General features: G+C 48.3%; 19 protein-coding genes and 3 tRNA genes. 8 read left to right on the top strand and 14 right to left on the bottom strand.

Annotated elements, in window-relative coordinates:
- Nucleotides 1-21 precede the first annotated feature (21 nt).
- Nucleotides 22-1,653, bottom strand: coding sequence for a glycoside hydrolase family 13 protein (locus tag DWY63_RS12425; protein WP_117802320.1), 1,632 nt, complete (start codon nt 1,651-1,653; stop codon nt 22-24).
- Between the two features lie 101 nt (nt 1,654-1,754).
- On the opposite strand from DWY63_RS12425, the gene DWY63_RS12420 reads away from it, so the two are divergent.
- From DWY63_RS12420 to DWY63_RS12410, 3 genes are all read left to right on the top strand, one after another.
- Nucleotides 1,755-2,177, top strand: coding sequence for a cupin domain-containing protein (locus tag DWY63_RS12420; RefSeq protein ID WP_117802319.1), 423 nt, complete (start codon nt 1,755-1,757; stop codon nt 2,175-2,177).
- A 721-nt stretch (nt 2,178-2,898) separates the two neighbouring features.
- On the top strand, nt 2,899-3,105 hold the full coding sequence (locus DWY63_RS18930) for a DUF6199 family natural product biosynthesis protein (protein ID WP_334291862.1): 207 nt from the start codon (nt 2,899-2,901) through the stop codon (nt 3,103-3,105).
- A gap of 17 nt (nt 3,106-3,122) precedes the next feature.
- Nucleotides 3,123-4,145: a hypothetical protein gene (locus DWY63_RS12410; RefSeq protein WP_055221986.1), complete on the top strand. Its 1,023-nt coding sequence runs from the start codon at nt 3,123-3,125 to the stop codon at nt 4,143-4,145.
- 198 nt (nt 4,146-4,343) lie between these two features.
- On the opposite strand, the gene DWY63_RS12405 is transcribed toward DWY63_RS12410, so the two are convergent.
- The 7 genes from DWY63_RS12405 to DWY63_RS18470 all read right to left on the bottom strand — a co-directional run bounded on the left by DWY63_RS12405 (nt 4,344) and on the right by DWY63_RS18470 (nt 10,998).
- Entirely contained in the window at nt 4,344-5,984 is a 1,641-nt protein-coding gene (locus tag DWY63_RS12405; protein WP_055221983.1) for a recombinase family protein, read from the bottom strand.
- Nucleotides 5,985-6,056: 72 nt separating this feature from the next.
- Nucleotides 6,057-6,224: a hypothetical protein gene (locus DWY63_RS18190; RefSeq protein WP_164468434.1), complete on the bottom strand. Its 168-nt coding sequence runs from the start codon at nt 6,222-6,224 to the stop codon at nt 6,057-6,059.
- Nucleotides 6,225-6,491: 267 nt separating this feature from the next.
- Entirely contained in the window at nt 6,492-7,850 is a 1,359-nt protein-coding gene (locus DWY63_RS12395; RefSeq protein WP_055221981.1) for a virulence-associated E family protein, read from the bottom strand.
- Nucleotides 7,810-8,514, bottom strand: coding sequence for a CHC2 zinc finger domain-containing protein (locus tag DWY63_RS12390; protein WP_055266766.1), 705 nt, complete (start codon nt 8,512-8,514; stop codon nt 7,810-7,812). The genes DWY63_RS12395 and DWY63_RS12390 overlap by 41 nt, the downstream gene beginning before the upstream one ends.
- Nucleotides 8,511-9,755: a hypothetical protein gene (locus DWY63_RS12385; protein ID WP_055266764.1), complete on the bottom strand. Its 1,245-nt coding sequence runs from the start codon at nt 9,753-9,755 to the stop codon at nt 8,511-8,513. The genes DWY63_RS12390 and DWY63_RS12385 overlap by 4 nt, the downstream gene beginning before the upstream one ends.
- 474 nt (nt 9,756-10,229) lie before the next feature.
- Nucleotides 10,230-10,535 (bottom strand): hypothetical protein, encoded by a 306-nt coding sequence (locus DWY63_RS12380; RefSeq protein WP_055222220.1) that lies wholly within the window; start codon nt 10,533-10,535, stop codon nt 10,230-10,232.
- Nucleotides 10,519-10,998: a hypothetical protein gene (locus tag DWY63_RS18470; protein WP_226906287.1), complete on the bottom strand. Its 480-nt coding sequence runs from the start codon at nt 10,996-10,998 to the stop codon at nt 10,519-10,521. The genes DWY63_RS12380 and DWY63_RS18470 overlap by 17 nt, the downstream gene beginning before the upstream one ends.
- Before the next feature lie 175 nt (nt 10,999-11,173).
- Between DWY63_RS18470 and DWY63_RS12370 the strand changes: the two genes are divergently transcribed.
- A complete protein-coding gene (locus DWY63_RS12370) occupies nt 11,174-12,022 on the top strand; it encodes a helix-turn-helix domain-containing protein (protein WP_055266762.1) in 849 nt (282 codons plus the stop codon).
- Nucleotides 12,023-12,102: 80 nt separating this feature from the next.
- Here DWY63_RS12370 and DWY63_RS18465 read toward each other — a convergent pair whose 3' ends face one another.
- The 3 genes from DWY63_RS18465 to DWY63_RS12355 are packed head-to-tail and all read right to left on the bottom strand — an operon-like array spanning nt 12,103 to nt 12,992.
- Nucleotides 12,103-12,405 carry a hypothetical protein gene (locus tag DWY63_RS18465; RefSeq protein ID WP_055219875.1) on the bottom strand — a complete coding sequence of 101 codons (303 nt, stop codon included), beginning with the start codon at nt 12,403-12,405 and terminating at the stop codon, nt 12,103-12,105.
- 12 nt (nt 12,406-12,417) lie between these two features.
- Nucleotides 12,418-12,600, bottom strand: coding sequence for a hypothetical protein (locus DWY63_RS12360; RefSeq protein WP_055219873.1), 183 nt, complete (start codon nt 12,598-12,600; stop codon nt 12,418-12,420).
- 14 nt (nt 12,601-12,614) lie between these two features.
- Nucleotides 12,615-12,992: a TnpV protein gene (locus tag DWY63_RS12355; protein WP_055219871.1), complete on the bottom strand. Its 378-nt coding sequence runs from the start codon at nt 12,990-12,992 to the stop codon at nt 12,615-12,617.
- 93 nt (nt 12,993-13,085) lie between these two features.
- Between DWY63_RS12355 and DWY63_RS12350 the strand changes: the two genes are divergently transcribed.
- From DWY63_RS12350 to DWY63_RS12340, 3 genes are all read left to right on the top strand, one after another.
- Nucleotides 13,086-13,655, top strand: coding sequence for a helix-turn-helix transcriptional regulator (locus tag DWY63_RS12350; protein ID WP_158565884.1), 570 nt, complete (start codon nt 13,086-13,088; stop codon nt 13,653-13,655).
- Nucleotides 13,656-13,869: 214 nt separating this feature from the next.
- Nucleotides 13,870-13,941 (top strand) — tRNA-Glu (locus DWY63_RS12345).
- 3 nt (nt 13,942-13,944) lie between these two features.
- A tRNA-Cys gene (locus DWY63_RS12340) sits at nt 13,945-14,016 on the top strand.
- A gap of 108 nt (nt 14,017-14,124) precedes the next feature.
- On the opposite strand, the gene DWY63_RS12335 is transcribed toward DWY63_RS12340, so the two are convergent.
- Nucleotides 14,125-15,009, bottom strand: coding sequence for an SH3 domain-containing protein (locus DWY63_RS12335; protein ID WP_117802317.1), 885 nt, complete (start codon nt 15,007-15,009; stop codon nt 14,125-14,127).
- Nucleotides 15,010-15,206: 197 nt separating this feature from the next.
- Nucleotides 15,207-17,402: an alpha-galactosidase gene (locus DWY63_RS12330; protein WP_117802391.1), complete on the bottom strand. Its 2,196-nt coding sequence runs from the start codon at nt 17,400-17,402 to the stop codon at nt 15,207-15,209.
- Between the two features lie 125 nt (nt 17,403-17,527).
- Between DWY63_RS12330 and DWY63_RS12325 the strand changes: the two genes are divergently transcribed.
- Nucleotides 17,528-18,385 (top strand): AraC family transcriptional regulator, encoded by an 858-nt coding sequence (locus DWY63_RS12325; RefSeq protein WP_117802316.1) that lies wholly within the window; start codon nt 17,528-17,530, stop codon nt 18,383-18,385.
- A gap of 158 nt (nt 18,386-18,543) precedes the next feature.
- Here DWY63_RS12325 and DWY63_RS12320 read toward each other — a convergent pair.
- Nucleotides 18,544-18,615: transfer RNA gene (locus DWY63_RS12320), tRNA-Asn, on the bottom strand.
- Nucleotides 18,616-18,820: the final 205 nt, after the last annotated feature.

Below are 18,820 nucleotides of genomic sequence, written 5' to 3'. Positions count from 1 at the left end.
CTGCTTTTCATTTCTGTCTTTTTACTGCAGAAGTTCAATCATATACGCCTCATACGGCTGTAACTTCCACACTTCTTTTGTGAGACTTTCTGTATCATTATGAATCAGAACCGTTCCTTTTGTCAAATCATATCGGGCTTTCATCTCTGCCGCGGTATCCCGGAAATTGCAGAGCACAATCAGCTTTTTCTCTCCCAGATTTCTCTCATAAGCAAAAATATCCGGATTTTCTTCCTCAATCAGACGGAAATCCCCATAAACAAGAGTGTCATTTTTCCTACGCAGCGCAATTAGTTTTTGATAGAAATAGAAGAGGGAATCCGGATTTTTTCTGCTGTTTTCCACATTGATCTCCTCGTAATTCTGATTTTCCGCCATCCACGGTGTTCCCGCTGTAAATCCGGCGTGTTTTTCCGCATTCCACTGCATTGGCGTCCGCGCATGGTCCCGGCTGTTCCGTGCAAGATAGGTACGAATTTTTTCTTCCTCCCAGCCTTCTTTTTTACGGTCTTCGGCAAAATTTACAGACTCGATATCCTGATAGTCATCGATCCGAAGCCCTGACACATTTGTCATACCGATTTCTTCCCCCTGGTAAATATAAGGAGTTCCTTTCATCCCATGGAGAAGGACAGCCAACATTTTTGCTGATTTTTCCCGATACGGTTCCCTGTCATTTCCAAAGCGCGATATGACACGCGGAAAATCATGGTTTCCCCAGAACAGACTGTTCCATCCTTTTTCTTCCAGTCCCGTCTGCCATTTTTCAAAGAGCTGCTTCAGTTGCGGCAGCGTATACGGTTTCGGATCCCAGTTTCCACTTCGGATGCCGTCGATTCCCATCAGTTCAAACTGAAAAATCATACTGAGCTCCTGGCTTTCCGGATCAGAATACTGCTGTGCCATTTCTACCGTAGCACCTCCGGTTTCCCCCACTGTCAGGATCTGTTCTGATTTTCCATACGTATTCTGATTCATTTCCATTAAGTATGTATGAATCTGCTCTGAATGAGTATCATTTCCTCCATGTCCATCTTTTACAATATTGTCAATTGCATCCAGCCGGAAACCACGGATCCCTTTATCCATCCAGAACTGGATCATCCGGTACAGCTCTTTCCGAAGCGACGGATTTTTCCAGTTCAGATCCGGCTGCATTACACTGAAACTGTGATAATAATATTCCTGAACCTCCGGCACCCATTCCCAGGTGCTTCCTCCAAAGAATGCTCCGCCGCCTTCTGGCGGCTGCTCCTTCGTTCCTTCCTTCCAGATGTAAAAATCATGGTATTTACTGTTTCGATCCTTTCTGGCTTCCAGGAACCATGGGTGCAGATGGGAACTATGATTTAAAACAAGATCCATCATGACCACAATTTCCCGCTTTTCACAGGCTGCGATCAGTTCTTCCAGCTCTTCCATTGTGCCCGCTTCTTCCATTACTTTATAATAGTCACTGACATCATATCCATTGTCGTAATTAGGAGAATCGTTAAAAGGCGAAAGCCAGATGGCTCCAACACCAAGCTCCTGCAGATAGTCCAGCTTCTGCAGAATCCCTCCAAAATCGCCGATGCCGTCTCCGTTGCTGTCACAGAAGCTTCTGGTGTAAATCTGATATACGGTTAAGCTATGCCACCACTCTCTTTTCATTTTCTGTCCTCTCTTTCTTTTTTCCTATAAGAGCAGTATAATGATATTATCTTATATTTTCTAACCTGATTTTCGTATTTAATGAAAGGATTTTGACTTTTATGAAAAAAGAACGTTCAAAAGAGCTCTTTTCTCCTGAATCTTGTTCCCCTGTTCTTTCTGGCGGAATCCGGGATTTTACCGTGCATGGAACCGAACCTGTTCCGCTCCATATCTATCATCAGGATTATGCGCATGGCGGGCTCTCTGTTCCTTTTCACTGGCATAAAGAATTAGAATGGATCTGGGTTGAAAAAGGTACTCTCACTCTGACACTGAAAACTGAAACCCGGACAATTTCCGAAGGTACTTTTCTTTTCATCAACAGTCACGAACTGCATCAGCTCTGCAGCATTGGAACTACCCCTTCGATTCACCATGCCCTTGTATTTCTTCCAGAAATTCTCTCATGTGCCTATCTGGATTCCTGTGAAGCAGACTGGATTCGTCCGCTGCTCTCTCATCTTTGCCACATTGTCAAGTGATGAATTCAAGAAAACGGCAGCCGCAAAGAAAAATCTTTGTGGCTGCCGTTCTAATTGGCGGCTTGAAGCAAAAAAATCCCCGGTTGTACCAGGGAAATAAAAACTTTAGTATAGCCTAAAAGAGAAAGCTAGCGCCTTGAGGCGCGGCCAAGTAGAGTGGGCTTAAAGCCTGCGTCCCGAGCCACCCGTTTTACGGGTGGCAGCGACTCCTTGTCTGTTTATCTTATACTTGTCAATTTATATTATCCAATAATGTGAATTATAATATGACAGTACGGATGCATATTATAGAAACATAACTTTGAAAGAATCAAGCATAACCTGTGGAGTGACTCTTCAACGGATAAACTATTTTCACTTCATACAGTTCCGACATATGGAATAAGGAACACCAATCGCCCTCAATACAACTTTCTTTCTATTAGTTAAAAATGCACATAATCAAAAAAGAAAATCGACTTATTTTAGACAAATTCATTGACAAGTTCTGCTTTAGGTGATAAAATAAAAGTGAAAAGTCGAAATTTATATTGTTGGGAGGTAAGACCGATGATTTGTTTTAAGGTTAAGTTGCCTAACTTAATAATGGAGCATTTTTACCGGCGCTGCCAGCTTTGGAGGCTTAGAATTAAAATTGTTTCTATTTGCGCATAAGTTAGGCATGATTATTTGTCTACTTATGCGCTTTTTTATTTGAATTTTCAGTATTAGCAGAAAGGAAGTGTTATACATAGATAACATATGGCTTATCCTTTTGCTTCTATTAAGTTTTTTTATGATTTTTAAGCCGGAACTTTTATGGAAAATTGAACACTTCTTTTCTGTAAAAGGCGGTGAACCTACAGATTTATATCTTGGTTTGATGCGGGTTGCTGGAGTATTCTTTTTTATTGCATCCATCATTTGCATTATTGTTTTGGTTTTATAAGAGAAGGGGGGCTTTTAATGAAAAAGCTAACACGTAAGATTGTTGCACTTACTCTTTCCTTGGTTATGTGCATAAGTTTTTCTAACACTACTTTTGCTTATGCCGACAACGAGAATATCAGTTCTTCTGCTGAAGCAAGCAAAGTGAATTGGTGGAAGATTGGCTGGATTATCCTTTCAGATTATGTGGAAAAGCTTATCGATCTCGATGGACAGAGTGAAAAGGATAGTAGTTGGGCCTATCTTGTTTCACCTAGCATAGAATATAACACGGGTGATATGGGGCCTGAGGTTTATTTTCGTCCAGAAGTAGATAACAGCGTTGGTTCTATCCGTATGCATGGACATAGGATTATCTTTGTCGATATTTTTACACAGATTGCACTCATCTTGTCAGATGCCTCTGGTGATACGGTAAGTCAAGCAACTACTGGTACAAATCAGTATATGTTTTATACAAAGAAAGCAGGAGACAGTTCTGGTACATGGAAAGCACAGTTTGTTTCAACTGAGACATACAAATGGCAGTTGTATTATGCCCATTATTACAATGCCAATGCTCGTTCAAGTGTTCCTATGACGGAAGATGGATTTTACTTTGGGGATAATAACAGAGTTTATCAATTCTCTGTTGCAGAATCTTACAGACTTAATTCTCTTCCTCCAGAGGTTGTTGATATGACACAACTTAATGCTCAATTTATTAATCCTGCTGATGGAAAAACTGTAGATTATCTCAAAGACTTTAATGCTGGAGATCAAGTTCATTTCTCTGATATAATTATTGACATTAGTTATGATGCGACTGAGGATGCGACTACATTTTATTTTACCGAGGATACTTATGAGGAAAACATAGGATGGAAATTTGCAGGAAATCTTCTTGACCAATATTCCGCTGGTGATGTTCTGAATCTAACTTTTGATGTGTTGAATGTCGGAAACTATCAGGGCATTACTTTTGAAAGCCTCGACTACTTTGAAGCAGCTTACGCGCATAATAACGGTGCCGCTTATCCCAATATTCAAGATTACCAATAATTTGATTTTGACATAAGGACTTATAGAAGAGGGCGTGTTGCGGATAATTTTCTGCAACGCGCCCTTTTTAGTATGCTTTAGCAAAATAAAGTTATCCCTTTTACTCTGGCCAAAGGAATAACTTTATTGCCTGATAGCATTAAAAGAAAATTGTTGTATCACTTTTGATATAAATTAAAAGTATTTAGCGTCTAAATTCTACCTTGACATTTCCCCAACAAAATTGTAAATAATCTTAACCTCCTGTGTCCTCTGACCATCAATCTTCTTGATTTCTCCAATCAGAATCCGGCTAATGAGCCGGTTCAGCACCGCCTCGTCCAGTTCCTCGATGGCGGCATAGCGCCGGATTTCCTTGATAAAAGTGCGGACTTCGCTTTCTTGCGCATCGGCACGACCTTGCATCATTGCCAGGTCATGCAGGCGTTTCTGGTTGGATTCCTGCTCCTGTTCCAGCGCCGCCGTCAGCTTCACAAACCGCTGCTCGGTCAGGATGCCTTTGGCCTTATCGGTGTACAGGCTCAGGAACATCCCGTCAATTTCCTGATTTCGGGCTTCCAGCCGCAGGCGTTCCTTTTCTGTCTGGGAGGCGTCCACCAGATACCGGTGCTCCATCCGGCGGCTGAGCCGCTGGTAGAACGCATCGGCATCCTTCATAGCCTGCGCCGCCAGTTCCTGAATGTCTTTCAGCACCAGATTGTATAAATCCCTGGCCTCGATCTTGTGGCTGGAACAGACCTTGCAGCCCATGCGGTTGTAGGTCTGGCAGATATAGTACGCCTTGTCAATCGGCTCCCGCATTTCGCCGGTGAAGCGGTTCTTCCCGGTTCGGCCCACTTTCTCATACCGCACCTGCATGGACTTCCCGCAGGTGGCGCAGTAGACCAGACCGTGGAACAGATTATAAAAGGGGCAGGAATTCCCCTGAATGGTCGGCCTGCGGTCAATGAGTTCCTGCACCTGTTCCCATTCCTCCGGCGTCACAATGGCCTCATGGCAGCCCTCGATCACTTCCCACTGGTCACGGGGAATAATGTCATAGGTGTTGGAGCGGATGCCTTTCTGATGCGTCCGAAAGACCAAATGTGCGCCCTTATAGAATGGATTTCTCAGGATGTGACTGATTCTGGCTCCGCCCCAGAAATAATAGTTGGCGTCAAACTCCGTGTTGGCTTTGACATGGGTGATTGGGATTTTTTCTTCCATCAGACGTTTGGAAATCCTCATGCAGCCCAGCCCGTCAAGGGCATAGTCATAGATTTTGCGGATGATTGGCGCTGTCTCAGGGTCAATGATGAGATGCCCCTTGTCCTCCGGGTCACGCATCAGGCCGAAGGGCGGCGTCCCTCCGCAGAACTTCCCCTGCCGGGAGCGGGTGGTGATGCCTGCCAGCACCTTTTTAGAAATATCCCGGCTGTACATATCGTTCAGGATATTCTTAAAGGGCGTAATGTCCATCTCCTGACGGGTCAGGCTGTCCACGCCGTCCGTGATGGCGATATAGCGTACATTGTGTTTGGGGAAAAAGATTTCGATATAGCTGCCAGCTTCAATATAGTTCCTACCAAGCCTGGATAGGTCTTTGGTGATGACGCAGCCGATCTTCCCCGCCTCAATGTCAGCGATCATGCGCTGGAAGGCAGGGCGGTTGAAATTGCGGCCCGTATAGCCGTCATCCACATAATATTCATACTGGAACATTCCATGCTTTTCAGCAAAGTCCCGAAGCATGATTTTCTGGTTGCTGATGCTCATACTCTCGTTGTCGCCGCCGTCATCCAGAGAGATGCGGCAGTAGAGAGCGGTGATTTTCTCATAGACTTGTTTTTTCCTGCTCATAGCGTTCTCCTTCTATGAACAGGGACACGATACCATTATAGTACCATGTCCCTGCCCCTGAATCAACCGTTTTTACGCAGCGTTTTCGGCCATTTCCCGCTGTTCCAGCCATTCCTCGAAGTGTTCGCAGGTCTGGCGCTCGATCAGCTGCTCAAAGGCTTCCCGCATGGACTTCTCCCCGGAGAACTCCCGCACCACCACAAAACGGACTTTATTTTTCTGCTGTTTGCTTTTTTCCATAGGCTACCTCCATAGAGTAGCAGGCCAGACGGCAGCACTGGCAACGAAGTCCGGCAACGAACCTCTGAAAACCTGTAAACTACCGTCTGACCTGCAAATCTTACTTTATCAATTTTCTTGAAAAATCTCGTTGTTTTCGTTGCCGGAGATAGAGATAGATATTAGAAAATACCTTATTTACAGGCTTTTTCCGTATCCAGACCGGAGAATCCCCGGCAACAAACCCGGCAACCAAGTGGCAACCATCCCGGCAACAGACCGCTAATTTTATGCGATCCACTCCTTCGGCAGTTCCAGCTGGCAGCATTCTTCCTCGGTCAGCTCCACAAATCCATCTTCGTTGCCGGGCAGTTCGTTGCCGGAAACGTCCCGTTCCCAGCCCCTCTGCCTGCCATATCCGGTGAACATCCGGGGATTGGAGAATGGTTTCCAGCCCGTCACCACCGTGTTCATGATCTCGTTGATATTGTGCAGCTGCCACCGCTTCGGCTCATCGTAGGTGTGGCCCAGCGCCTCCTTGAACAGCTGTTTGGAGCAGACCATGCTGCCGGTGTAGTGTTCCAGAAAGCCCTGTATCTGTCCGGCCTCGGTGTCCTCCGGCATGAAATCCTTCTGCACCTCCACCAGCTGGCGCTGGATGGACTTGCTGAACTTCATAGAGTAGTGGCCGCTGCGGTAAATCGTCATGGCCTCCGCCCAGACCTGTAAAAGATAGGCTCTGGAGGCGTCCTCGTCCTCCAAAATGTGAACCTCTGCATTCTCCGGGTAAATCATGATCGGCAAAAAGCGCCGATTTCCGGCCCGGTCAAGGGGCAGGAAGTCCAGTGTGTTGGACGAACCGCCGAACACACACTGCCGCAGCCGGTCTTTGGGCTGGGCCTCGTAGGGCGTCCGGTAGGTTTCCTTCTGGCGGCTGATAAAGGAGCGGATTTCTTCAATGCTTTTGGCGCTGCTGGTAGCCAGCATCTCCGACATTTCGATAATCCAGTGTCCTTGCAGCTTCAGATACACCCTGTCATCGTCCAGTTTTTTCAGGTCGTCACTGAACCACTCGTCCCGGATCGCCAGCAAGCGGAAGAAGCTGGACTTGCCAGCCCCCTGACCGCCCACCAGACAGAGCATTTCCTCATATTTGGAGCCGGGGCGGAATACCCGCCGGATAGCCCCCAGCAAAAAGTGTTTCAGCATTTCCTCCACATAGTCGCTCTCGTCCGCACCTAAGAAATGATGGAGACAGGAGCGGATGCGGGGCGTCCCGTCCCAGACAAGGCCGTTTAGCACGTCCTGTATGGGATGGTAGCAGTTCTCATTCGCCACGATGGAGAGCGCCGCCGTCATCTTTTTCTCACTGGTCAGGCCATAGGTCTGCTCAAAATAGAGAAGCAGATATTTCACGTCCGTATCCGTCAGGGCACTGGTATTCCTGCGCCAGCCTAAATCCTGTACAATGTCCACCCGGTCAGTCAAAAGGTTCAGGCGGATCGCCCCACGCAGGAGAGGGTCATGGCAGAACACCGTCCGGCAGTTGCCGATGGTGTTGGCGGGCTGGCCCTTCTCGGTGACGGACAGGCTTTCCCGCACCTCATCAACGCTCCGCTCCGGCGCTAAGGCTTCGGCTGCGCTCATGGCGGCCTGCCGGGTGGCTAGCGGTAAACTCTGATATTCGCTGCTCAATCTTCCTCACCTCTTTTCCATACTCAGCGACCACGGAAGCACGTTCCTCCATGCTGCCGGACAAGAGAATATCCAGCAGATATTCCGTGTACGGTTTCTTTTGCAGGGCCTCCACGAACAGCGGATTCCACGCTTCATCCGGCGTCTGCGGGGCGTATTCCTTCTCCCAGCGTTCCAGCAGATGCAGGTAATTGCACAGCACCCGGAAACATTTCTGCTCCGCCTGCCGGTAACGCAGTTCCTCGCTGATTTTTCGCTTGACCGGCCTCCTGCGGGGCGGGTCATGGCCTTTGGCGTCATAGTGGACAGAGAAATCCTCCGCCAGCTTCAGCGCCGCCTCCTTACTGCTCAGACTAAACAGACGGGCGGTAAAATCAATCACATCCCCATCTGCCTGACAGCCAAAGCAGTGGAACCGATGGTCAATCTTCATACTGGGATGTTTGTCATCATGGAAGGGACAGCAGGCCATGCCATTCCTGCCAACCTGCACCCCGTAATATTCCGCAGCCTGCCTTGTGGTGACAGACTCCTTCACCGCTTCAAATATATTCGATTTTCTCACCTCCAGGCAGAGAAAAAAGCACCCGTTTCCGCAGAAAATCAGGTGCCTCATAACTCCATATCGTGTTTCTTTTTCGGAGCAATCCGCCCCTCACGTTCCCAGCGTTCCCGGTTATCTCGGTCAGCGTTCAGCCTGCCTTTCGCCAGCTTCTCCCGGATGGATTCTCTGGCCTTCTCCTTAATCTGCTCCTTACCGGCCTTCTTGACCTCCGGCTGCATGAGAGTTTTCTGGATTTTTGCCAGGGCGTTCTGCATGACCCGTTTGATTTTGGTAATCACTCCATCCAGACGGGCGGCAGCGTAGTCACGCTCCTTCTTCGGGGCCTTCCGCTCCGGCGAAAGCACCCACTTTTTCGTTTCCTCGATCAGACGAATATCTTCTTTGTGTGTCTCCTGCCGGACGGTATCGGTCACCACCTCCACCGCCTTGTCATAGGCCGCATCGGAAACATCATCTAACAGCGTCTCCACGTCCTCGATTTTGAGCGTCAGTTCTTCCAGCTTCTGCTCCTGCGCCGCAAGCTGCTCCTTCTGCTTCATCAGGATATAATCCTGTTTTTCCAGATAGTCCCGCCCGCCGTAGGACGGCTCCTGATCCAGATGCAGCCCATGCCGTCTGGCGATGTCAAACAGGATCGTCCGGCAGACCGCATCAAAGGTCTGCTTGCGGTTGTTGTTCCGGCCTTTGGGCTTCTCCGGGTTGGGGAGAGGGATGCCAAGTTCTTCCAGCGCCTTTTCCTGCTGGGGGCACAGTTCCCCATAGCGGTTCTCACAGTCAAAGACGTGCCGCTCATGGATGTGGGGCGTCCCCTCGTCCAGATGGAGCGCCCAGTCCAGGATGTGGATATGGGAACCGAAGCGGCGCTCAAATTCCTGATAAAACTCATTGACGATGGAAAAGAGCGTATCCGGCGAGACGGATTCTCCCATCGTGCCGATCTGGTAGATACTTTCCTCCGGGCAGGTCTTGTTGTTTTTCAGCAAGTCCTCCACAGTGCGGTTGCGCTCGGTGTGCCGGGTTTTCTCATTCCGGGCGTTCTGAGCTTCCACATAGCCGCCGTAATGCTCGTAGTAATACATCCGCTCGATTTCCTCAAAGCTGAAATCCGGCTGCTCCGGGTTCTCCCGGAACTCATGGGTGGTAAAGCCCCGGTAGCAGTCCCAGTAGACATTTTGCCTTGCCCGTTCTGCGTCAATGTGTTCGCTGTTCTCCACATCGAACCGGCGGTCATTGTGGCGGGGATTATAGGTGCCATGCTTGCCGGAGCGTCCATTGTGTCGTGTCAGTTTCAAACAGATTTCCTCCTTCCTGCGAAGATGTTCTGGGGCCGGGGAAGGGGCGGCGAAGCCGCAAATCCTGCGAATTTTGCGTCAGGTAATACCCAATACAAGTTGACGCAGGCATCAACTTTCCCTGGGCAAGGCGTTTCACCCTTGACCCGATGGGGCGGCTGCCCTCAACCTGCCAAGGCACTTCGTCCTTGACCCGATAATGGCTGCCGCCCTTAACCTGCCAATGGGCGTTGCCCCTTGACCCCAGCAGTGCGCTGCCGCCCCTGCACCCCGCCACAAAGGGCTGGCCGCCCTCTGTACTTCCGCACCGGCGAAGCTGGCTTCCACCGCAGGAACGGTGTTTGCCAGTTTCACCGGCTCCGTATCCACACATTTGCGCCCATAGGCGGGGAGTGGATACGGAATACGCCTGCGGGGATTGCCGGTCAAAACATCGGGTGCAGACCCGTCATTTTTCCCGTAAACACCCCGATTTTAGGCGATTTTTTCTTCCGTTACCACCACCTGAAAGCCATGCTCCTTTGCGTACTCCCTTGCGGCGGCTTTCCGTTCTTCGCTGTACGGAGGCACCAGCCGGATCGACAGCCGGGACTTGTCCAGCACATAGGTCACGCTGCCCTCCGGCGTGCTGCGCTCCAACCGGCACAACAGTGGGTACTTCCGGCTGAAATCAGCCAGCCTGCGCTTCAAGCTGGCGTTGAAGGTGTAGACGCTGGCAAGGTTCTCCGCCTCGTTCCAGTTGATGATGGTTTCTTTCTCATACTTAGACAGCTTCTTCATACAGATCCTCCTCATAATCGGTGTAAGATTTCAGCACACGCAGGTTGCGCTTGAGACGGCGGTACTCGTCCATCTCCATGCGCAGATGGTGATAAAAATCCTCGTACCAGCTTTCGTTCATCTCCGTCTCCACCTTCCGGGCCAGCCCCAGCATCCGGCGTTTGGCCTCCGGGTCAACCGTCAGAGCCGTCAGCCATTTCAGCCGTGTCACCGTATTGTGGTGGCTGAGACAGCCGTAAGCGTAGAGAATCTTCTTTTCTTTCATACTCAGTGTCATAATGATTTCCTCCATTTCTTTGCTGCGGAGCCATGCGCCCCGCATGATAAACTTGTTTCCTGTCCGCCGGTCTGCCTGCAAGCCGCTCCTGCCCGGAATTTCTCCCGGCGTATCGGCCTCTTTGGTGTGCTCGATTTCTGTCCTGGCGTCACTTCCCCGGAGGCCATACCCCTTGCAGCCGGTCATTCGATTTTCAAGGTTCTGTGCCTGTCTGCAAGAACCAGTTTACCGAAAAAAGAGGCCCTTTCCCGTATATCCAAAACGTCGGAAAAACGCTCGAAATCCGCATATTTCCACGCTTATGGAATCGTGCTATAATGGGTGTAATCACTGAAAAAGATAACGAGAGAGGGGGCTTTGGATGTACGCAAAGCTGACAATCCCGGAGCGGCTCAAAGACCTGCGGGTGGTGGACAAGCACCTGACGCTGGAACAACTGGCGGAGCAGACCGGCCTGTCTAAATCCGCGCTGGGAAAATACGAAACCGATGACTACAAGGACATCAGCCCGTTTGCGATTGCAACGCTGGCGGACTTTTACGGCGTGTCCACCGACTATCTGATGGGGCTGACGGAAAATAAAAATCACCCAAACACAGAACTTCAATCTCTGCATCTGAGTGATGATATGGTGGAACTTTTGAGCAGCGGCAAAATCAACAACCGGCTTCTCTGCGAACTGGCTGCCCACCCGAATTTCCGGCGGCTGATGATAGATATGGAAATCTGCATCGACCAGATCGCCAATATGCGGGTGGAGCAGATGAATCTGGTGTTGGAGGCCACCCGGCAGACCGTCATGAGCAAGTATGCGCCCGGAGAAGATGACCTCTATATGCGGACGCTGGAACTGGGGCAGGTGCAGGAAAGCGATTTTTACAGCCATGTCATGCACGATGATCTGGACAGCATCGTCCGGGACATCCGGGAAGCACACCGCAAGGACAAGACCACCGCCGACCCGCAGCCCACGCTGGATGACGTCAAGGAAAAGTTTGAACAGGCGCTCGAACAGGGCAGCCAAGAGGAAGTGGTAATCCACGAATTTTGCGACAGAATGCAGATACCCTTCGAGAAGATTTCCTCAGAGGACTTCTCTGCATTTTTGCGGATACTGAGCCTGTCCAAAATGCTCAAAAATCCCAACAACATGAGAGGAAAGGCCAAGCCGCAGCCGTACTATGCGCCCAAGCGGAAGAAACGCAGATAACAGGAAAGCCGCCCAATCTGTACCGTTGGACGGCTTTCGACCCGTTTGTGGGCGGAATAAAATATGTGGTTATACATCCGTTAGCTGACCGTTTTCATCAGCTTTTTCATAAACTTCCAGAGACGGATGCCATCTTTGAGGCCCAGCCGGTAAAAGAAGCACTCGCTTTCTGCACCAGAATCGAAAATAGAATCACAGTAGTGTCTTACAGCGTCCTTCTGTTCCTCAGACAATGCGCTGATTGCTTTTTCATACTCGTTTTCCAAGCGAAGGCAGTCCTCTTTTTTCTCCGTGCCGGTTTCTGCCTCCCGCCACTTAGCAAACTGGCTCTGCATCCGCTCCTGAATCATCAAATCAACCAATTTTTCTATATCTGTACCCATAAGCGCCCCTCCTTATGCTGGGCGGATATAATTCCGGTATGTTTCCAGGACGGAATCTGACACACCGCTTTTATATACTTTGCGGATGTCGGAGATTTCCTCTTGCTTCAGCAGTTTCAGCCATTTCAGCAGCTCAGCCCTGCCGTTGGCAAAGTTACAATAACGCCCATCGGCGTATTCGATACGGTATCTCATAGACAGGCACCTCCTTAAACAAAAATCATCTCAGAGAGGATGATTTCCTCTGCTCGGCTGCGAATGCTGTTCATGCCCCCGACCCACGCAAGCTGGTCACGGGCTTTCAGTTCCTCGGTGACACCCTCCGCCTCCTGCATCTGCGAGACGATACACGCCAGCCGGTCAGCGGCCTGTTCGTTCAGGTCAGCAAGATATGTCCAGAGTTTTCCCGACAGAAGCAGGGCATTGTACTGGCCGGGCCGGTGTTCTTGCAGAAACGCTTTGTGCATCCGGCCCCACCGCCCAATGGGGCGGCTTTCCTCCGGTAGCTCCAGATCGGGGATGTAGTAGTCTCCCACCAGCGTGTAGCTGATTCCGTTTTGATGGATTTTCTTTGGTAAATGCTCCATGTTCGACCTCCTGTATTCAGTTATTTCAGAATCCAGTTGATCGTGTCCCTGTTCATGATAAATTCAAGGCAACTGAACTCTTCACGAACAAGTATGGCATATCAACTGCTTCTTCCGGCTTTTCCATTGGAAGAGCTTTCTGCTGCTGAAGCCTCCTCTCAGACACAGAAAACATTTGTACTGACATTATCTGAGCTTTTCCAGGAAATCCTGTATGCATACGATACCAAACCCATCGGCTGGTTTCTTCTGATCAAAAGTGACATGTATCGGATTCTTGCACTTCTGGCGCAATACCAGCTTTTTCTTCATCCGGAACCCCTCTGCACTCGTAAAAAAGAAAGATCTGATCAGTGTAAAAAACTCTTACGTTATATTCAGGATAACTATGATTCTAAAATCCGTCTTTCAGATCTTGCTGCTATACTCAATATGAATCCACAATATTTTTGTCGTTTCTTCAAAACGCACTTTCACACAACGCCTATTTCCTATATCAACCAGTACCGCGTAACCCAAGCCGCAGATCTTCTTACCGGCAGCTCGCTTTCTATCTTGGAAATTGCTCTGCATACCGGATTTGAAAGCCCCAGCTATTTTGCCAGCATTTTCCGCCGGACTTTTGGTATGTCACCGGAAGAATATCGAAAGGCCATGCCCTGACCCGGCAAATTTTTCTGTTTCCTTTTTATATCTACGCAAAGATAAATCACTTTCTTACACAGCGAAACTCAAATTTTTTCCTTCTGAATGCACGGCAACACAAATCTCAAAAATTTTTGATTTTTTTTCAAAAAACACTTGCCAAACTCGTTTTCTTATGATAATATACTACTTGTCGCTGAGCAAAAATCACGGCAGACAAAACAAAAACTTCGGCTCCGTGGTCAAGCGGTTAAGACATCGCCCTTTCACGGCGGTAACACGGGTTCGATTCCCGTCGGAGTCATATGGCGTCGTAGCCAAGTGGTAAGGCAATGGTCTGCAACACCAGTATCCACCGGTTCAAATCCGGTCGACGCCTCTTCTTTCCCGGAAACAGATAGTTTCCGGGATTTTTCTTTTTCAAAATTATTTCAAAAAAGCTGCCGGTTCTGTTTGCTTCGGCAGCTTTTTTGAAAATATGATTTTTTTAATTTTCTTTTTCTTTCACATAGTCTTCGTACACATACGCCGTTTTTCCCTCATACGAAATCTTGTACCATCCGTTTTCTTTTCCGAGCATTTCCACTTCTTCCCCTGTCGTCAGAGCTCCGATGACCTGGCTTGTGCTGACGTTGGGTTCTGTACGTACATTGACCGGTGAGATACAGGTGACGGTTTTCTTACCCTTCTGCTTTTTCACGCCATCCGAATTATTTTCTGCTTCCAGAGCTCTTTTCTGCTCCTTGCAGGCCGTCTGAAATGTTTCTGTCAGCAGCTCATTGTCCGGGAACTGCAGAGACTCCAGTATTTCCGGCACGATTTGCTGTGTATCGTTGCTGCCGCTTCCTTTTTTCCATATGATCTGATACCCTTCATTCTCCGTTTTCACCCCGCAGAAAAATGCAATCGGAATCTGCTGGGAATTTTTTACCTGGAAACGATAAAAGGAACTCTCGTTATCTTTTCCTTCGTTAGCTGTTTTCACCATAAAATCACTGATGCTGTTTTCCCCTGTTATTTCATTCGGATAGAGCAAATTTTCAGCGCTCTCTTCGTCCTCCGGAAAATCCATAAGTATCACTTTTGCCATTCCTTCCCGATACGATATCTCAAGACTTTCCCCATCTTCCGATATGAAACTGCATTGGATTTTTTCATCTCTCATTACATTCCAGCCTTCTGGAAGTGTGATTATAATATTCTGGTATGTAGAAAGAAACTCTTTTTCACCATCTTCTGACTCATCCTGGACACTGGATGCTCTTTCGGAGACAGCCGATGGATTCTCCTTTTTCACCTGCTGATTTCCACATCCCATTACCACAATAGTTGTCATCAGAAGAACCGCTAAACAGTTTTTTCTGTTTCTCATGTACAATTTCCTTTCTTGACAGTTCCGTCTTTATTTTCTGTCAGAAAATTTCTTTTGCTTATTGTATCACAACTATTTTTGCACTGTAAAGAGTACGTTCCTTCCCTCCTGCCTTGATTTTCTTTATGCAAAAAAATCTCCAACCAGATTGAGGTTCCCTCCCCCTCAAATCCAGTTGAAGATTTTTCTTATCTTTTTTATTTTACTTCTGTAAATTCGACCCGGATACTCTCATACTCTCCCAGCACCTGATGCAGGGTCAGCCCCGCACGGTTCCAGGTACGGCCAAGGCGGACTTCCTGGTCCAGGCTGCAGCGGTACAGCTTATCCTCTGCAAGACCGCACACTTTCGTGTGAACCGGAAGCATATTTCCTTCTGCGTCAGTCTTTACGATCGTAAGCAGTGCGCGGCTCTGATCCTCTGCCACGAACTCCCATGCCATGAAATCCTGTTTTTTCAGTCCGGTCAGACGGTAATACAGGCCTTCGTGTGTGAGCTCGTAATATTCATGCATCGCAGCAACCTGCTCTTTTACCATCTCTTTTTCTTCCTCTGAAATCTTATTCAGATCCATCTCATATCCAAAGCTTCCTGCCAGCGCCACATCGCCTCTTGTCCGGAACGGTGTCACACGGCCGGTCTGATGGTTCGGGCATACAGAAACGTGGGAACCAACGGTACTGATCGGATAGAAGAACGAGCTTCCGTACTGGATAGACAGGCGGTTGATCGCATCGGTATTATCGCTGCACCAGATCTGCGGAGAGTAATACATCATACCGGCATCATATCTTCCGCCTCCTCCGCTGCAGCCCTCGAGCAGCAGATTCGGGCATGCGGCAAGGAATTTTTCCATCAAATCGTAAACACCGAGCACATAGCGGTGATACAGCTCTCCGTTTCGGCTCTGTGCTGCCACATGGCTGTAAACATCGCAGACACTGCGGTTCATATCCCATTTGACATAATCAATCTTTGCATCATGAACGATGGTTGTCAGACGCTCCAGCAGATACTCACGCACATCCTCACGCGTCATATCAAGTACAAGCTGATTTCTGCTGTGGTTCGGCACACGGCCAGGAATTGCAAATGCCCAGTCCGGATGTGCACGGTAAAGATCACTGTCCTCGGAAATCATCTCCGGCTCAAACCAGAGACCGAATTTCATGCCCATCTTGTGAATTTTTTCTGCAAGCTGCGCCATGGAGCCGTTCATCTTTTTCTCGTTGACGAACCAGTCACCGAGACCACTGTTATCATCCTCTCGTTTTCCAAACCAGCCATCGTCAAGCACCAGCACCTCAATGCCAAGCTTTTGCGCCTGTTCTGCAATTTTCAGGATTTTTTCTTCGTTGAAATTAAAATAGGTTGCTTCCCAGTTGTTGATCAGAATCGGTCGTTTGGCATGCTTGTATGCGCCACGGCAGATATGCTCGCGGATGATCTCATGATACTGCTGTGACAGTTTGGTAAGGCCGGTTCCGGAATAGCTTAAGATTGCCTGCGGGGTATCGAACGCCTCTCCTTTTTCCAGATGGAAGCAGAAATTGGTCGGATGAATACCCATCTGAAAACGGGTCTGATTTTTCTGATCCTTCTGTGCTGCCGCAACAAAGTTTCCGCTGTAAACGAGGCATGCGCCGATGCAGGAACCGTGTGTCTCACCCGCACCCTCCTCGCAGAGGATCACAGCCGGATTGTAATGATGGCTCGATGTACCGCGGGTGCTTCCGATCTCGACTTTTGCATGCTGCACCGGAATCCGCTCCGCCGTACGCTCCATCGCATGACGACCCGAGAAATAGATCATCTCATAATTTTCATACATCAGATCCATGCTGAATGACAGCATTTTTTCCAGCTCAATTGCCGTTTCTCCGTGATTTTCGAGTCTTGCCGCTCTCGTAATCACATTTTCCTTTTCAAATACACCGTAAAACAGCTTCAGCACAATGTCGGAAGCCTTCTCCGTCATTGTAATAACAAGAGTCTCACCTTTTTCTTCCTCTGTATCGTACAGCGCCGGCATTCCGGGAATAGCATAGGAATGATCCAGAATTTCGAACGAATCGAAACGAAAATCTGCTGCAAAGCTGCCGTCCGCGTGGCGGATCTCAATCATATCATCACGGAAATCACCGACACCACTTCCCGGAATTTCCTGCGGAAGTGCATCAAGAGAATATTTCCGGTTAGGGCCTGCCTCCTCCGGATTTCCTGCAAATCCCATATCTGTACAGAAAATCAGACCGGAAAGATTTTCCTCACCGATTTTTTCTCCATAGTAGAGATGCAGAAGCACATTTTTGTCATCTGCGAACATCTGGTAACTGCTGTCTTTTGTCTGGAGGGTAAATAACCGTCCATTTTCACTTACTTTGATTGCCATGATTTCCTCCTCCTGCGGCATCTTGCAGTATCCTGCAAAACACGATATAATTTTACTGATATTTCGGAATCTCATCCTTTGTGACATTCCAGCTTTTCTGATGATTCATTTTGTGAGGTATACTTATGGAAACTTCCTGGACACTTCCTGTCCCAAAGCATAAATTTTCGGATCTTTATCTCTGCTTCTGCGGCTACGAAGCCTGCCAGCCGTTCCACAGCTACGGCCCGGCTGTCCGCCCCAATTACGTGATCCACTATATTATTTCCGGGAAAGGCATTTTTACCATCGGAAACCGCACTTACCGCTTAACCGCCGGACAGGGCTTTTTCCTGATGCCAAATGTCCGCACCTACTATGAAGCCGATGCGGATGATCCCTGGACCTATCTCTGGATCGGTTTTGACGGCGAAAAAGCTGCCTCTTATGTACAGGAACTCGGTCTTTCCGAGGAGCACCCTGTCTACCAGTGCAACTTTTCCGGTGAACTGCAGTCCCTCCTGTTTCAGATGCAGAAGCACAATACCTATGACACCTCTGACCAGTATCTTCTGGAAGGCTGTCTATACCAGTTTTTCTCAATTCTTTCCCGCGAAATCACGCTTGCCGACCCTTTTGCACGGGAGAGTGGCAATCTTTACGTGGAAAAAGCCGTTGAGTTTATCCGAAATAATTATTCCAATGAAATCCTTGTCTCGGATATTGCCAGATATGTCTGCATCAACCGAAGTTACCTTTATACCCTGTTTCAAAAATATCTCCATACCTCACCGCAGGACTATCTTTCTTCCTGCCGGATCACGCGTGCGCTCGAGCTTTTATCGTATACGGATCTCTCCATCGAAACGGTCGCTTTTTCCTGTGGTTACCGGAATGCCGAAGTTTTTACCAAAGCCTTCCGCCAGAAGCAGGGCATGACGCCAAGCGCCTATCGGAAAAAGTTCCGCCTGGACACGACTCCGGACTCTGCACATGTTCCGTGATCTGTCTGATTTTATTATAACGAAATCTTTTTTCCATGAACAGGAAGAAATGTTATGGAAAACCGTCAAAATGTTAGATGGCATTTCTTAATGGCTACAGACAGCAAAAAAGCGATACAGCTATGATTTCTCATTTCTGTATCGCTTCTTCATCTTAGCTCCCCGAGTTGGGCTCGAACCAACAACCCTTCGGTTAACAGCCGAATGCTCTACCATTGAGCTATCGAGGAATACCTCAGGAATCTTTTCCTAACAATCGTTACTATAACACAATCTTTTTCGAAAAACAAGTATTTTGCGGAAAATAATTACAAAAAGCCACCGGATTTCTCCGATGGCCTTTCCGATATACCTTCAAAACCGCATACACATTACATCTATCATTCCATTTTGTGAACACAACCATTCAGGTCAAGCCCTCGACCGATTAGTAAC

The sequence above is a fragment of the Blautia sp. AF26-2 genome (genome assembly GCF_003460955.1).
Classification (GTDB): Bacteria; Bacillota; Clostridia; order Lachnospirales; family Lachnospiraceae; genus Fusicatenibacter; species Fusicatenibacter saccharivorans.
This window is presented reverse-complemented; position numbering and strand designations above follow the sequence as displayed.

What these genes read in the sequence shown, in the direction of transcription:
- DWY63_RS12425 (WP_117802320.1), bottom strand. Translation starts at nt 1,653, where the DNA reads ATGAAAAGAGAGTGGTGGCATAGCTTAACCGTATATCAGATTTACACC.
- DWY63_RS12395 (WP_055221981.1), bottom strand. Translation starts at nt 7,850, where the DNA reads ATGAGCGCAGCCGAAGCCTTAGCGCCGGAGCGGAGCGTTGATGAGGTG.
- DWY63_RS12380 (WP_055222220.1), bottom strand. Translation starts at nt 10,535, where the DNA reads ATGAAGAAGCTGTCTAAGTATGAGAAAGAAACCATCATCAACTGGAAC.
- DWY63_RS12390 (WP_055266766.1), bottom strand. Translation starts at nt 8,514, where the DNA reads ATGAGGCACCTGATTTTCTGCGGAAACGGGTGCTTTTTTCTCTGCCTG.
- DWY63_RS12325 (WP_117802316.1), top strand. Translation starts at nt 17,528, where the DNA reads ATGGAAACTTCCTGGACACTTCCTGTCCCAAAGCATAAATTTTCGGAT.
- DWY63_RS12410 (WP_055221986.1), top strand. Translation starts at nt 3,123, where the DNA reads ATGAAAAAGCTAACACGTAAGATTGTTGCACTTACTCTTTCCTTGGTT.
- DWY63_RS18470 (WP_226906287.1), bottom strand. Translation starts at nt 10,998, where the DNA reads ATGACCGGCTGCAAGGGGTATGGCCTCCGGGGAAGTGACGCCAGGACA.
- DWY63_RS18465 (WP_055219875.1), bottom strand. Translation starts at nt 12,405, where the DNA reads ATGGGTACAGATATAGAAAAATTGGTTGATTTGATGATTCAGGAGCGG.
- DWY63_RS12405 (WP_055221983.1), bottom strand. Translation starts at nt 5,984, where the DNA reads ATGAGCAGGAAAAAACAAGTCTATGAGAAAATCACCGCTCTCTACTGC.
- DWY63_RS12335 (WP_117802317.1), bottom strand. Translation starts at nt 15,009, where the DNA reads ATGAGAAACAGAAAAAACTGTTTAGCGGTTCTTCTGATGACAACTATT.
- DWY63_RS12370 (WP_055266762.1), top strand. Translation starts at nt 11,174, where the DNA reads ATGTACGCAAAGCTGACAATCCCGGAGCGGCTCAAAGACCTGCGGGTG.
- DWY63_RS12420 (WP_117802319.1), top strand. Translation starts at nt 1,755, where the DNA reads ATGAAAAAAGAACGTTCAAAAGAGCTCTTTTCTCCTGAATCTTGTTCC.
- DWY63_RS12350 (WP_158565884.1), top strand. Translation starts at nt 13,086, where the DNA reads ATGGCATATCAACTGCTTCTTCCGGCTTTTCCATTGGAAGAGCTTTCT.
- DWY63_RS18190 (WP_164468434.1), bottom strand. Translation starts at nt 6,224, where the DNA reads ATGGAAAAAAGCAAACAGCAGAAAAATAAAGTCCGTTTTGTGGTGGTG.
- DWY63_RS12330 (WP_117802391.1), bottom strand. Translation starts at nt 17,402, where the DNA reads ATGGCAATCAAAGTAAGTGAAAATGGACGGTTATTTACCCTCCAGACA.
- DWY63_RS12360 (WP_055219873.1), bottom strand. Translation starts at nt 12,600, where the DNA reads ATGAGATACCGTATCGAATACGCCGATGGGCGTTATTGTAACTTTGCC.
- DWY63_RS12355 (WP_055219871.1), bottom strand. Translation starts at nt 12,992, where the DNA reads ATGGAGCATTTACCAAAGAAAATCCATCAAAACGGAATCAGCTACACG.